This window comes from Staphylococcus sp. GDY8P94P (genome assembly GCF_017892255.1).
Taxonomy (GTDB): Bacteria; Bacillota; Bacilli; order Staphylococcales; family Staphylococcaceae; genus Staphylococcus; species Staphylococcus cohnii.
Window position 1 is genome coordinate 54,419 of sequence record NZ_JAESKU010000007.1, and the last position, 14,948, is coordinate 69,366.

Consider the following 14,948-nt stretch of genomic DNA (forward strand, 5'->3'; position numbering starts at 1 on the left):
ATATCGGCAGTTTTTTATTTTAGTTAACATAATATTATTATAGGAAAATACTAATATACGCGCATTTCTTTAAAAGATATATTTATAAAATCATACGATTCAATGTTTTTTCCAACAAAGTCCATGCTTCATGATCATATTCACTAGCATGAATTGGTCTGAATCCAAAATTTAGATACATATTGATTGCTTGGAAGCTTGTTGTTTGAGACGTTAAATATGCTCGATTATGATATGTAGCTAAAATTTTCATTGCTGCCGATAATAAAGGTTTAGATAATTGCTTTCCTTGATACTCCGGAATAATCGCAACCCAATGGATTCGTCCAGATGTTGTGCTATCTTTTGTTAAATGTCCGTACCAAGCAGTTGCGGTACCAATCACTTCTCCTTCAGGATTTTCAAGAAACAAACATCTTTGTTCCATTTCATTCATGTACGGTCCAAATTCAGTATTAAAATGCGTCAATGCTTGATCCGTAGTATCAAATTCATTAACTTTCATTTCTAAATTTGCCCATTTTACTTCTTCTCCTATTTTAAAGTTACGAATTTTATATCCAATAGGTAATTCATATTGTGGAATACTTTCTAAATTTTCTCTTACCATCTGTACTTTTAAATATTTCATTACATTCAACCTTTCATTCATAAATCAATTTTCATTAGAAAAAGGTTGAGACATGATGATAGTCTCAACCTCATATTGTGTATTTTGTAATTCCCTAAAACTTAGTGGTCATTACAATCAATAACGTTTGTTCTTATTCTACTTCTTTTATAAATGTTAATATGGCATGAAATTCTTCTTCATTTGCTGAAAAAGCACGCTCTTCAATTTCACGAACAGTTGAATTGAGTAATTGATAATCTGCTACTTCTTCATCTTTTAAATATGCATTTATGCTACTTTCTAATTCTTTTAAGGAACCTGCTTTTAATGTACTTAATTTTACTTCTTGCATTTAACTCCAACCCCTTTTTAATTAGTTTAAATCATTTCAATAAGACTAAAAGTTATTTTTACTTTAACTTAAAAACCTATAAATATAATACACTATATTAAAAAATCTAATCTTATTTTTAAAAATTATATCACTTCATACAAATTTTACATAACTTTTTCACTTTCTAATAGTTAAAAATAGGCTGAATCATCCCTAATTTGCACCCAAAAGGCATTTATAAATACGAGTAGGTGCAAAAAAAGCAATTCGAATCACTTACGAATAAGTGACCCGAATTGCTTATATACCTAGTGTTTGCCCCTTTTGCTTAGCACCTAGTATTGTTTTAAGTATTGTTCTCTTTCCCATTCAGAAACTTGAGTTCTATAGTAATCCCATTCAATAGATTTAGAGTTTATAAATTGATTATAAATGTGATTACCTAAAGCTTCTTTAATAGAATCGTTATCTTTCATTGCTTTAATAGCTGTATATAATGTTGATGGTAAATCTTGAATACCAACGGCTTCACGTTCTTCACGATTCATTTCATATATATTTTGATTTACTGGTTCAGGTACTTCTAATTTATTTTCAATACCGTCTAAGCCCGCTTGTAAGATAGCTGCTAATGCTAAGTAAGGATTGGCTGCTGGATCTACTGAACGAACTTCTACACGCGTTGATAAACCACGTGAAGTTGGTACACGTATTAATGGTGAACGGTTTTTACCACTCCAAGCAATATAGCATGGCGCTTCATAACCTGGAACTAAACGTTTATAAGAATTAACTAATGGGTTACATACACCAGTTAAACCACGTGCATTTTTCAGAATCCCCGCGATAAAATGATAAGCATCTTTAGTCATTTCCATATCGCCTTCTGGATCGTAAAAGGCATTTTCTTTACCTTTGAAAAGTGACATATTGAAGTGCATGCCGCTTCCGTTCACACCAAATAATGGTTTAGGCATAAATGTTGCATGAAGATTGTGTTGACGTGCGATTGTTTTAACAACTAATTTAAATGTCTGGATATTATCACACGCAGTGATAGCATCTGCATATTTAAAATCAATTTCATGTTGGCCTGGTGCCACTTCGTGGTGACTTGCTTCAATATCAAAGCCCATATCCTCTAATTCTAAAACAATATCGCGACGACAATTTTCACCTAAATCTGTTGGTGCAAGGTCAAAGTAACCACCATTATCATTTAATTCTAATGTTGGTTCACCTTTTTCATCTAGTTTAAACAAGAAGAATTCAGGTTCTGGTCCTAAATTAAGTTCACTAAATCCTAAATCTTGCATGTTTTTTAATACACGTTTTAAGTTTGCGCGTGGGTCACCTTCAAATGGTGTGCCATCTGTTTTATAAACATCACAGATAAGACGAGCTACTTTACCTTGACCGGCTGTCCATGGGAAAATAACCCATGTATCTAAATCTGGATATAAATACATGTCTGATTCTTCAATACGTACGAAACCTTCAATTGAAGATCCGTCAAACATCATTTCGTTATCTAAAACTTTTTCTAATTGGCTTACTGGTACTTCCACGTTTTTAATTACACCTAAAATATCAGTAAATTGTAAACGTAGGTATCTGACATTTTCTTCCTTAGCGAACTTGTGTATGTCTTCCTTTGTAAATGTACGTTTTGCCATTATAAATGTCCCCCATTAATTTTATTTGATAAATCGAGATAAATCTCCACGATTTATCGGAATCGCTTCTCGTTGTGGTTTCTGTGTAGCATCAACAATCATTTGTTTTCTCGTTTCTTGTTCAACATCAGAAAGGTGTTCTTGTTCGTCATTTAAAATCTGTTTAATACCTTTTAAATTAAAACCTTTTTCTATTAATCTTTTTATCTCTAAAAGGCGTTCCAAATCATTTAACGAAAAAAGTCGTTTATTTCCTTCTGATCTATGTGGTTTAATCAGTTCATGTGTCTCATAATAGCGAACTTGTCTAGCAGTTAATTCACTTAATTTCGTAACAACACTCATAGAGAAGACCGGCATGCTTCGTCGTATCGTATCTTTTGACTCCAATCCAATCACCTCTATTTTTGAACTTGTATTTAATTTAGCATAATTACTAAAGTAATTCAAAAATATGTCAGGTTTTCTAACATATACTTCAAACCATTGTTCTTACTGACTTTATAATAGTTTTATTCAATTTAATCGCTGAATTTTCCGAAATTTTTTTAATTTAATTAAAAAAGCCACATATACATTACAATTTGCTATTTAACATAGCAATAAATGTAATTCAATGTGGCATCTCTTTCAGGTTATTAAAATAACTTTTCAACAGCTCTTGTTACTGCTAACTTAATGTGTTCATACGTTAAGCCGCCTTGTATATATGCTTCATATGGGGGTCTAATTGGACCATCCGCTGATAATTCAATTGAAGAACCTTGAATAAAAGTACCCGCAGCCATAATGACATCATCTTCATAACCTGGCATATAAGATGGTTCAGGACTAAAATGTGCGTTAATCGGGGAAGCTGCTTGAATACTTTGACAAAATTGAATCATCTGTTCCTTCGTATCAAAAGTGACCGTTTGAATCAAATCTGTTCTAGGCACATCAAATCTTGGTGAAGTGTGCATATTCATTTTTTCTAATAATAAACTCGTAAATAATGCACCTTTCAAACTTTGACTAACCACATGAGGCGCTAAGAAAAAGCCTTGATACATTTCTTGCAATGAATATAGAGAGGCACCGGCTTCTTTACCAATTCCTGGCGCGGTTAAACGGTATCCACATCTTTCTACCAATGTATCATTGCCTACGATATAACCACCAATTTTAGCTAAACCTCCACCTGGGTTTTTAATTAATGAACCTGCCATTAAATCAGCACCACATTCTATAGGTTCCCGTTCTTCAACAAATTCACCATAACAATTGTCTACAAAAATTATGATTTCAGGGTATTTGGCTTTTATTTTTTGAATCGCATTTTCTATGTTTGTTAAATCTATGGATGGTCGTTGATCATAACCTTTCGACCTCTGAATAGCAATAACCTTAGTTTGCGATGATATTTTAGACAATACCTTATCAATATCAATTTCACCATGCTTTAAGTCAACCTTATTATATAGTACCCCGTGTTCTTTTAAACTTTCTATACCATTACCATTAATACCTATCACTTCTAATAACGTATCGTAAGGATCTCCAGTGATATACAATAACTCATCCCCATATTTTAAAGTACTTTGTAATGCAATCGTAATCGCATGCGTGCCAGAAATAATTTGCGGACGTACTAATGCATCTTCTGCCTTAAATGCATGTGCATAAACCGCTTCTAAATGATCTCGACCTATATCATCATAACCATACCCCGTTGTACCCAGTAAGTCGCTTTCAGCTACTTTAACAGCATGGAATGCATCTAACACTTTTTCTTGATTGATATAAGCGATTTCTTCTATTTTTTTAAAATATGGTTCTAGCTTTGCTTCTGTTTCTGCTATTAATTGCTTCGTATTTTTCATCGTAATTCTTCTTCCTATTCTTTTTTAAAACCTTTTACAGTATATGTTGCATCTGTTTCATTAAATTTGATTTCAGTGACAAGTGTATGCTGTTTTAAAAAATATAATCTATCGGCATCAGCACTTGGAACATTTTCTTCATAAGTAGTCAAAGCAGATTTTACTTGCTCAATAAGTAATTGTTTCACTTTTTCTTCATCTGCTTCATTTTTACTTGAAACAAATATTGATGGTAAGTTAGTAGTTGGGACAGTACCTTCATGTAAATCTTTTTTATTAAAAATAATAGCTTGTGGAATATGCCCCATATCTAAATCACCTATGATTTGATTAACTGTATCATACTGAACACGATATTCAGGATGACTCGCATCTACGACATGTAACAATAAATCTGCACCTTTCGCTTCTTCTAATGTAGATTTAAACGCAGCGATAAGTGTAGTTGGTAGTTTTTGAATAAAACCAACCGTATCAGATATGATTAAATTAAATCCATCATTAATTTGAATTTGTCTTGTCTTAGGATCTAACGTAGCAAAAAGCAAATTCTTCTCATAGGTAGCTTCATTAGCTAATGCATTAAACCAAGATGATTTACCAGCGTTTGTATAACCAATTAGTGCTACTTGAAACACATTATTTTGTTCACGTTTATTACGATAACGCTCACGATGTTCAACCACTGTTTCTAATTGATGTTTTATTTCATTCATGCGTATTCTAATATGACGACGGTCCATTTCTAATTTAGTTTCCCCAGGACCTCTCGTTCCAATGCCTCCACCTAATCTTGATAAACTACGCCCATGACCTTGGAGTCTTGGTAATAAATAATCTAATTGCGCTAGTTCTACTTGTAACTTACCTTCTTTACTTCGTGCTCGAAGTGCAAAAATTTCTAAAATCAGTTGCGTTCTGTCGATAATTTTAACATTCAAATTACCATTTAATGTTTTTGACTGTGCTGTTGTCAATTCATCGTTAGCAACTACTACATCTATTTCGTTCATTTCTACATAGGCTTTAATTTCTTCTAATTTACCTTTTCCAACGTAATATTTATTATCAAAATGTTGTCTGTTCTGAGTAAATTCAGCTTGTACATTTAATTGGCATGTTTCAGACAATGAAGCTAATTCTTCCATTGTTGATTCAAAATCAAACACTTCATCGGTTTGAGCTTGTACGCCAACTAAAATTGCTGATTCTAATTCCTTTTTAGTCGTATGTGTTTGTTGGCTCATAACATGCACCTCTTTCAAAGTTTTCTTTGCTATTTTATCATAGTGTTTATATAAAGACTATCTTCTCAAATTATGTTAAATTATTAATAAGAGGTGACGCTATATGACTATATACGATATAGAAGTTCAAAAATCAAATGGTGAAACATACAAATTAGAAGAATATAAAAACAAAGTATTGCTAATTGTTAATACTGCTAGTGAATGTGGTTTCACACCACAATTTGAAGGATTACAACATTTATACGACAACTATAAAGACCAAGGATTTGTTGTACTAGGTTTTCCATGTAATCAATTTGGAGGTCAAGAGCCAGGCACTGGTGAAGAAGCTACTCAAAACTGTAAAATCAATTATGGCGTATCTTTTCCAATGCATGAAAAGATTGATGTCAAAGGAGAAAATCAACACCCATTATATCAATTCCTAACAGAACAACAAAATGGATTTTTCAATGAAAAAATCAAATGGAATTTCACTAAATTTTTAATTGATAGAGAAGGTAAAGTAACCAATCGTTACGCACCACAAAAAAAACCAAGTCAAATTGAAGCAGATATTGAAGCGCTATTATAAATAATAAGAAAGCTACACTTGATAATTTATATCAAAGTATAGCTTCAGAACGTAGACAAACCCTGCGCAAATTAATGCGTAGGGTTTGTCTATTTTTATTTATATAGTTGTTTTTGATAGCTATTTCAAATATTTTCTCAAGTATTTGTTCAAATAATTCTGTATCATGAAAACGACTTGTATAATTTTTACTAAAATAACTGAATCTATTGATGGTTTACCATTATCAAGACAATATTTGTCTTTGACAAGTTCATATACAAAATTCAAATCTAATATCGCATTAACTTTACGTAATCAATGATTATTAAGGACTCATTCAGAGATAGAAATCATTTCATATTGAGCTCTTATATCAATTGATTTATTCATCATCATAAACACCACCATTGCTTAATTTACATACATTATAATATTGGCAGTGATGTATGCCGACTCCTGCGGGAATAGCACTAGCCGAAGACTACAGGCTAAGGCAGTGCCCGCAGAAAGTGTGCATAAAAAACTGCCAACAAAGTCAGAAACTTTGTCGACAGTCTGAAGCTACCTGATAATTTATATCAAAGTGGTGCTTTTTCATTTAAAGTATGCAAAATAAATTGTTTTTTAATATTATACTTCTTCTACTGCATCATCAAGCGTGAATGTACTGATAGCATGTTTATAAATAAGATGTTGCTTTCCTTGTGTTAATAAACAAACTAAATTGTCATCATAATTTTCAATAATGCCCTTCATTTGAAAACCGTTTACTAAAAATACGATAACTTTTGTTTGATCAGCCTTAAATTGTCCTAGGAATTTATCTTGGATGTTTTCTGTTGTATTCATGTTATGTTCTCCTTTTCTTTATTTGGACTGAAACTTCATCTAACATCAATGAAAGTGACATTTTCTCTCTATCTAACCATACTACGTCGAGCTTGTTTTTGAACCAAGTCATTTGTCTTTTAGCATAATTTCTAGAATGCTTTTTCAATTTATTTGTTGCTTCGGCTAGACTAGCCTCATTTTTAATTACAGGTAACATCTCTTTATATCCGATAGCTTGCATACTTTGACAAGTTTCAAAACCATCTTCAACGAGTTGTTTCACTTCATTTAGTAATCCGCGTTCCAACATTATATCTACACGTTTATTAATTCTTTGATATAAAGTTTCGCGTGACATTTCTATCCCTATTAATAATGTATCATAATTTTCTGTATATTGTTGGTTTTTCTTGCGCGAACTTAAAAGTTTTTTTGTTTTTAAATAATATTCAATAGCTCTTCGAACTCTTTTTCGGTTATTTGGATGTATATTATCAGCTGAAACTTTGTCTATAGACGCTAAATAGTCATGCATTGCTTCATTTGTTAATGAATCTAGTTCTTTTAGCGCATGATCGACCTTAATTTGTTGTGCTTCAGATATCGTTTCATCCTCGAAGGCATAATTATAGATTAATGATTGGATGTACAAACCTGTGCCACCAACTATGATAGGCACATGATTTCTATCCGTGATTTCATTAATTAAATTTTGAGCTCTATTTTTAAAATCATATGCAGAAAAAGTTTCATCCGGTTCCAAAATATCTATCATATGATGAGGTATATCAGCCATCTCTTCTTGTTTTATTTTTGCTGTTCCAATATCCATATATTTATATACTTGCATGGAATCTCCACTAATTATTTCACCATTAAATTTTTTAGCCAATTCAATGCTTAATTCTGTTTTACCAACAGCTGTTGGACCAACTAATGCAATTATGAATGGTTTATCGCTCTGCACTTATATCAACTCTCTCTATGCCTTATCTGCTCTGTTATATTTTTTTAAAATTTGTCTTTCTATCCAATCGTACATATGTTGCCATGTAGTCGTCGCATCTTTTTCAAATAACACTTCATGTCTTTTACTTTTGTATAAATGTACTGTGATATGTTGAATATTACCTTTTTTATATAATTTCCCTAAATGTCTAATCCCTTTGCCATAATTACCTATCGCATCATCTTTTCCAGAAATAAGTAAAATGGGTAGGTCTGATTTCATTGTTTTTATATTTTTTAATTTACTTGTCTGTAACATATATTTTACTGTTTCAAAAATCAATTGATTTGAAACTAAAAATCCAGTATAAGGGTCTTTTTCAAATTTTTCTACTTTTTGTTCATCGCTGGATAACCAATCACTTTCCGATTTATTATTTTTTATATTTTTATTAAAGGTTTTATACATTATTTGGTTTAACCATTTTAAACGTCGTCTTTTTCCAGTTATTAAAGTGATAAGTTTTAAAATTAATTGTACGAGTTTACCTAGATATTTAGGGTACTGCATAGTTCCTGATAAAATCATACCTTGCGCAACATCAGGATATTTTTGTGTGAAAATTCTAGCGATAATAGAACCCATAGAATGCCCTAATATAATATATGGCGTATGCACAGAATCAGAATACAACGTCTGTGCAATTTCAAAAGTATCATCAGCTACTTGCTCCATACTATCAATGTGACCACGTTCGTATGATTCTATATCTATACCATGCCCTCTATGGTTGTGTCGCAGTACGTCATATCCTTGTTGATTTAATGATTCAACAAGCGCATCATATCTATCCATATGTTCCGCCATGCCATGAAGTAAGTGAATAACACCAATCGTATCTTTTTTCGCCTTATTCAATTTCACTTCTAAAGTTGTCCCATCTGCAACAGTGATTTTAAACTCATTTCCACTCATGTTTTACCCCCAAATCACGTTTCGTTTCATTCATCATACATTATACAATATACCTTCAAACTGCACTGTTTTCAAATACAATGCTATTAAGCTTTATTACATTTTACAACGCTATTATTAGTAAAATTAAATGCATTATATCTTTAAAAACTAACTAAGTAAAAAAACTGTGTCGCTTTATATATATCAGATATAAAAACCCCCTCCAAAGCCTACATTTTTTTAATGTCTACTTTGAAGGGGAGAAATTATTATTCATAGTTTGAATCTACTCATTCATATACATGAGCATTCAATGATAGATTCATACAATATTTAAATTTATTCTTTAACTGCAGGTTGATTATTACCCGTTTGTGCTTCATCAATTGCAGTTTGAAGTTCTTTTGTAAACAAGTCTTTTTGAACATCTGTGTAGCCAAGTAATTCAGCCATTACATCAATCACTTGATCTTTATAATTTAGAACATCATCTATTTTGAAATAAAGTTTACCAGTACGACGAATAAAGAAATCTGTTGGACGATGAACCATTTCGTTTTGAATAGAATAAATCAATTCTGTATAAATATCTAATGGTAAACCAGATTCTTGATATTGTGCTGTTTGAGCAATTTTGAATAATTCTTCTACATTCGAACCATATTTCGTTGCAAAATGACGTGCTGTTGCATCATCTATTTGATAAGCTTTAGCATCTTCAACTTTTTTATCAATAAAGTTATCAAAGTTTGCACTGCCACCAACATCTCCACCAGAAATTGGTAAGTGTTTTGTAGCACATTTATCAAATTTCAAACCGTACTCAGATTTTAAGCGTTTAGATAATAAGTCCACAATTTCTAATGCCATATGGCGATAACCAGTTAATTTACCACCAGCAATCGTGAGTAAACCAGACTTACCTTCCCACACTTCATCTTTACGAGAAATTTCTGAAGGATCTTTACCTTCTTCTAAAATCAATGGTCTCACGCCAGCCCATGATGATTCAATGTCTTCATCAGCTACATTTACATCTGGGAACATATAGTTGATTGCGTCGATTAAATAATCTCTATCTTCTTGTGTTGCTAATGGTGATGTTTTATCGTTATCGTAAAACGTATCTGTTGTACCTACATATGCTTTGCCTTCACGAGGAATCGCAAAAATCATACGTCCATCTTTTTCAGTATCAAAGTATACTGCTTGTCCTAATGGGAATTTCGATTGATCTATAACAATATGAACACCTTTTGTTAAGCGCAGTTGTTTGTTATTACGTGCATAATCGCCACTGCGCACTTCATCTACCCATGGGCCACTTGCATTGATTACTTTTTTAGCCTTAATTGGGTAAGTTTCACCAGTAATTTGGTCTTCGGCATGAATACCATTCACCTTTTCATTTGAATCATATGTGAAATGTACTGATTTCGTGTGGTTAATTACTGTTGCGCCTTTTTCAGCAGCACGTTTCATAACTTCAATTGTTAAACGCGCATCGTCAGTACGATATTCGACGTAAGATCCGCCGCCTTTTAAGCCTGATTTTTTAACAAGTGGCTCTTTCGCCAATGTTTCTTTAGCATTTAACATTGTTTTACGTTCTGATTTTTTTACGCCTGCTAGTCTGTCATACATTGTTAAACCAATAGCTGTGGTGAATTTACCCATTGAACCACCTTTATGCATTGGCAATAACATACGCTCTGGTGTCGTTACATGAGGGCCATTTTCATATACAATCGCACGTTCACGACCAGTTTCTGCTACAACGCCCACTTGCAATTGTTTCAAGTAACGTAAACCACCATGAACTAATTTTGTTGAACGTGAACTTGTACCTTGTGCAAAGTCTTGCATTTCTACTAACGCGACCTTCATACCTCTTTGTGTTGCATCTAATGCAATACCTGCACCAGTAATACCTCCACCGATAATGACAACGTCAAAAGTATCATTTTTTAAATCTTTCTTAATCTGTTCTCTTTTCAAAGTTGATAAACTCATAAAATCTAGCGCCTCCTAGTAGTAATAAAAAAAGAGAGACCTACCCCATACATATATAATTGTACGAACAGTGTCTCTCAATTCTCATCTCGATAATATTAACTTACCCTTATTATAGCATAAGAAACTTAGATAAGTCTAATTCTTTATTCATCGTCTAACTTAAAGACTTGCGTTGCTTCTACAGCTTTTTTCCAGCCTTTATATAATTTATTTCTTTCTTTTTCTTCCATATCTGGATTAAATTCTTTTTCTAGTTTCCAACGGTTAGCAATTTCATCTTTATTATCCCAGAAACCTACAGCTAAACCAGCTAAATAAGCAGCACCTAAAGCTGTTGTTTCATTAATTTCTGGACGTTCAACACTCACGTTTAATAAATCAGATTGGAATTGCATAATAAAGTTATTTTTAACAGCACCACCGTCAACACGCAGGTTATTCACTGTAATATCAGAATCTTTTTCCATTGCTTCAAGTACATCACGCGTTTGATAACACAGTGATTCTAATGTAGCACGGATAAAGTGTTCTTTTTCAGTACCACGCGTTAAACCAAAGATTGCTCCACGTGCATCTGCATCCCAATATGGTGTTCCTAAACCTACGAATGCAGGCACAACGTAAACACCTTCTGTAGATTCTACACGTTCTGCGTAATTTTCTGATTGTGGTGCAGAATTAATCATTCTTAATCCATCTCGTAACCATTGAATAGCTGAACCCGAAACAAAGATAGAACCTTCAAGTGCATAATTAACTTTTCCATCTAGTCCATAAGCGATTGTTGTTAACAAACCACTTTTAGATGCTACAGCTTCTTCACCTGTATTCATCAGCATAAAGCCACCTGTACCGTAAGTGTTTTTTACATCTCCACGTTCAAAACAAGCTTGACCAAATAATGCTGCTTGTTGATCACCTGCAATACCAGCAATTGGTATTTCTTGTCCAAAGAAATGATAATCAATGGTATTTGCATAAACTTCACTAGACTCTTTAACTTCAGGTAACATAGTGTTTGGAATTTCTAATATATCCAATAATTCTTGATCCCATTCTAAATCATGGATATTATAAATCAATGTACGGCTTGCATTTGTATAATCTGTAATATGTGCTTTGCCACCAGATAATTTCCACACTAGCCATGAATCAATTGTGCCGAATAATAAATCTCCATTATCAGCTTTTTCTCTTGCACCTTCTACATTATCAAGAATCCATTTAACTTTTGTACCTGCGAAATACGGATCTAATAAGAGACCTGTTTTTTCTCTGAATTTATCTTCTAAACCTTGTTCTTTTAATTCTTGACAGATGCCTTGTGTTTGACGTGATTGCCAAACAATTGCATGATATACCGGTCTAGATGTTTTCTTATCCCACACTACCGTAGTTTCACGTTGGTTTGTAATACCAATACCAGCAATTTGATCTGCACCAACATTTTCTTTATTTAAAACTTCAGCCATAACAGCTAAAACAGATGTCCAAATTTCATTAGCATCATGTTCTACCCAGCCTGATTTTGGAAAATATTGTTTGAATTCACGTTGTGCAACGCCTTTGATTTTTCCGTCTTGATCAAACAAAATTGCTCTAGAACTCGTAGTGCCTTGGTCGATTGACAAAATATATTTTTCCATAATTATTAGCTCCCTCTTCTAATGTTCATAACACGAATTACATATGTAATTCACATTGATATACATACTTTTCTGTACCCTTTTTTTATTAGTTCACTCAACTAATAATTTTATATTAATCCAATGATAATAATATCTAGTTATATTTTAACGTAAATACAAATAAATTAAACGTAATTAATATATCGATTCAATACCTTTAGCATTTTTCGCTTTATTTAATACGACACCTAAAATAAGTGTGATGATTAATAATACGATTGCAACCACTGACATTGTATCAAATGCACCTTTATAAAATAGTCTATAAATCACTGCACCAATCATACCACCAGTCACAGGTCCTAACACTGGTACAATTGCATAGGACCAATTAGAATCGCCTTTGCCAGAGATTGGTAGAATTGCATGTGCAATACGCGGACCTAAATCACGCGCTGGGTTAATTGCATAACCTGTTGGACCACCTAGACTCAAACCAATTGCAACGATTAAACTACCGACAATTAATGGATTTAGTCCATCAGCAATTTTATTCATACCGATGAATAAAAGACCCATTGTTAAAATAGCTGTGCCAATAATTTCACTCATAAAGTTTGCAAAATAGTTCTTAATGGCAGGAGCTGTAGAAAATACAGCTAATTTTGTACCTTGATCTTCTGTTGCTTTCCATTGAGCTAAATACATTAGCCAAACTAATGCACCACCGACAATACCACCAAGGATTTGACAGATGATATAACCGGGTACCATAGACCAATTAATCGCGCCATCCATTGCAAACGCTAAAGTCACTGCAGGATTTAAATGCGCACCCGATATATTCCCTACCGCGTACACTCCCATAGTAACTGCTAATCCCCAACCTGTAGCAATAACGATCCAATCTGCGCCATTCCCATTACTTCTTTTTAAGTTGACGTTTGCAACAACGCCTCCCCCAAATAGTACAAGTATTGCTGTTCCCAAAAATTCAGCAAAATATACACTCATAAAGACTCCTCCTAAAATAAGACAGGGAGATCCCTACAATTATATCCAGTTGTGAACCACCGGTTTAATTACTGTAGAAATCTCCCATCTCTGTTCTAAATATTAACTTGAGTTTACCTTACACCGTTGTTGTAAGCGTTGTCAAATGTTTTTGTAGAAAAGTTGTCACAACTTAAGTGGATACTACACTGTTTTCAGCGATACTAAACTGACCGGTTAATGGATCAATTTGTGCCATCAACCCATAAGGAATCGCATGTTTTGGTTCATTGTGACCAAATGATAAATTATAAAAAACAACCATTTTAGGATTATTGCATTTTTTTATTATTTTAAATATTTCTCTTTTATAATTTTCATAATATACATTGTTAAATGGCTTGCCAAAAATCATGCCATTCAGACGATTTAAAATACCATGCTTTAGCAATTGCTCTAAATATTCAGCAAACATTTCCGGTGTCGGTGTGTCTTCCGATGTTTCTAAAAATAATATTGCCCCATTAAAAGCCTCAATTTCAGGAAATATTGAAGTATGACGTAAGTCAACAAAAGTTTCTAGATTCCCGCCTAAAAGATGGCCGCTTACTTTGTTATTACCATTTAATATTTCGTATCCATTTTGGACTATTTCAGGTCTACACCTGTTTTTATTTTTTATATCCCACTTTAATCCGTATGGTCGTATATAAAATGCTGGTTCTATTGTTCCAATTTTATTTGTATTAAACCAACAGTTGTTAATATTCTCTACAGTATATGTATCCATTGCAATATTTTCTGCAAAATCAGTAAGTAATGCCTGCCCATAAAAACTAACTATCCCCATTTTATAAAACATCAAATGTACTGTAGTTGTATCTGAATAACCACTGAATATTTTAGGATTTGTTGCAATTGCTTGGAAATCTACATAAGGTAAAATACGTATCGCATCTTCTCCGCCAATACAACTAATAATAGCTTTAACTTCTTGATCTTTTACTGCTTCATTTAAATCTTTAGCTCTACATTCTGGATGATTGTGAATAAACGCTACACCTTTTAAGGCATTTGGCATTACTTTGACTTTTAAGCCAAATTCATTTTCCAAACGTTGAATGCCTTGTCGCGTTCGCCATAACATATTACTTTCACCTGCTAAACCAGAAGAAAGAGACACAATTGCTACTGTGTCTCCTACTTTCAATTGCTTTGGTTTTATCATTATCAACAACTCCCTATACTCGTTCATGGCGATCGTTCGCAAATATATTGATGAT

The 14,948-nt window shown here is 33.0% G+C and carries 15 protein-coding genes; 1 reads left to right on the forward strand and 14 read right to left on the reverse strand.

The features are described 5' to 3' along the window. Positions 1 to 82: 82 nt before the first annotated feature. The 6 genes from KA926_RS03705 to hflX form a co-directional block, all read right to left on the reverse strand. Complete coding sequence (locus KA926_RS03705) at positions 83 to 631, reverse strand: GNAT family N-acetyltransferase (protein ID WP_192946692.1); 549 nt, start codon at positions 629 to 631, stop codon at positions 83 to 85. 133 nt (positions 632 to 764) lie between these two features. After that, entirely contained in the window at positions 765 to 965 is a 201-nt protein-coding gene (locus KA926_RS03710) for a hypothetical protein (RefSeq protein WP_019468738.1), read from the reverse strand. Positions 966 to 1,282: 317 nt separating this feature from the next. After that, positions 1,283 to 2,623, reverse strand: a complete 1,341-nt coding sequence (gene glnA, locus KA926_RS03715) for a type I glutamate--ammonia ligase (protein WP_019468737.1) — start codon at positions 2,621 to 2,623, stop codon at positions 1,283 to 1,285. 21 nt (positions 2,624 to 2,644) lie between these two features. Then, positions 2,645 to 3,013, reverse strand: coding sequence for a MerR family transcriptional regulator (locus tag KA926_RS03720; RefSeq protein ID WP_181187463.1), 369 nt, complete (start codon positions 3,011 to 3,013; stop codon positions 2,645 to 2,647). A 248-nt stretch (positions 3,014 to 3,261) separates the two neighbouring features. Beyond that, positions 3,262 to 4,485, reverse strand: a complete 1,224-nt coding sequence (locus tag KA926_RS03725; protein ID WP_192946693.1) for a methionine gamma-lyase family protein — start codon at positions 4,483 to 4,485, stop codon at positions 3,262 to 3,264. A 14-nt stretch (positions 4,486 to 4,499) separates the two neighbouring features. Next, positions 4,500 to 5,732 (reverse strand): GTPase HflX, encoded by a 1,233-nt coding sequence (gene hflX, locus KA926_RS03730; protein WP_210143630.1) that lies wholly within the window; start codon positions 5,730 to 5,732, stop codon positions 4,500 to 4,502. Between the two features lie 103 nt (positions 5,733 to 5,835). On the opposite strand from hflX, the gene KA926_RS03735 reads away from it, so the two are divergent. After that, complete coding sequence (locus tag KA926_RS03735) at positions 5,836 to 6,309, forward strand: glutathione peroxidase (RefSeq protein ID WP_019468733.1); 474 nt, start codon at positions 5,836 to 5,838, stop codon at positions 6,307 to 6,309. A gap of 120 nt (positions 6,310 to 6,429) precedes the next feature. Here the strand turns inward: KA926_RS03735 and KA926_RS14160 are convergent, their stop codons facing one another. The 8 genes from KA926_RS14160 to KA926_RS03770 all read right to left on the reverse strand — a co-directional run bounded on the left by KA926_RS14160 (position 6,430) and on the right by KA926_RS03770 (position 14,893). Further along, positions 6,430 to 6,579 carry a hypothetical protein gene (locus KA926_RS14160; RefSeq protein WP_472926462.1) on the reverse strand — a complete coding sequence of 50 codons (150 nt, stop codon included), beginning with the start codon at positions 6,577 to 6,579 and terminating at the stop codon, positions 6,430 to 6,432. A gap of 342 nt (positions 6,580 to 6,921) precedes the next feature. Continuing rightward, positions 6,922 to 7,140 carry an RNA chaperone Hfq gene (gene hfq / locus KA926_RS03740; protein ID WP_192946695.1) on the reverse strand — a complete coding sequence of 73 codons (219 nt, stop codon included), beginning with the start codon at positions 7,138 to 7,140 and terminating at the stop codon, positions 6,922 to 6,924. Between the two features lies 1 nt (position 7,141). Next, positions 7,142 to 8,089: a tRNA (adenosine(37)-N6)-dimethylallyltransferase MiaA gene (miaA, locus tag KA926_RS03745; protein WP_192946696.1), complete on the reverse strand. Its 948-nt coding sequence runs from the start codon at positions 8,087 to 8,089 to the stop codon at positions 7,142 to 7,144. 15 nt (positions 8,090 to 8,104) lie between these two features. Beyond that, positions 8,105 to 9,046, reverse strand: a complete 942-nt coding sequence (locus KA926_RS03750) for an alpha/beta hydrolase (RefSeq protein ID WP_210143631.1) — start codon at positions 9,044 to 9,046, stop codon at positions 8,105 to 8,107. Between the two features lie 321 nt (positions 9,047 to 9,367). Next, positions 9,368 to 11,041 carry a glycerol-3-phosphate dehydrogenase/oxidase gene (locus KA926_RS03755; protein ID WP_192946698.1) on the reverse strand — a complete coding sequence of 558 codons (1,674 nt, stop codon included), beginning with the start codon at positions 11,039 to 11,041 and terminating at the stop codon, positions 9,368 to 9,370. A 146-nt stretch (positions 11,042 to 11,187) separates the two neighbouring features. Beyond that, positions 11,188 to 12,690 carry a glycerol kinase GlpK gene (gene glpK, locus KA926_RS03760; RefSeq protein ID WP_210143632.1) on the reverse strand — a complete coding sequence of 501 codons (1,503 nt, stop codon included), beginning with the start codon at positions 12,688 to 12,690 and terminating at the stop codon, positions 11,188 to 11,190. Between the two features lie 177 nt (positions 12,691 to 12,867). Continuing rightward, a complete protein-coding gene (locus tag KA926_RS03765) occupies positions 12,868 to 13,686 on the reverse strand; it encodes an MIP/aquaporin family protein (protein ID WP_192946700.1) in 819 nt (272 codons plus the stop codon). 172 nt (positions 13,687 to 13,858) lie between these two features. Continuing rightward, positions 13,859 to 14,893, reverse strand: coding sequence for a S66 family peptidase (locus KA926_RS03770; RefSeq protein ID WP_192946701.1), 1,035 nt, complete (start codon positions 14,891 to 14,893; stop codon positions 13,859 to 13,861). Positions 14,894 to 14,948: the final 55 nt, after the last annotated feature.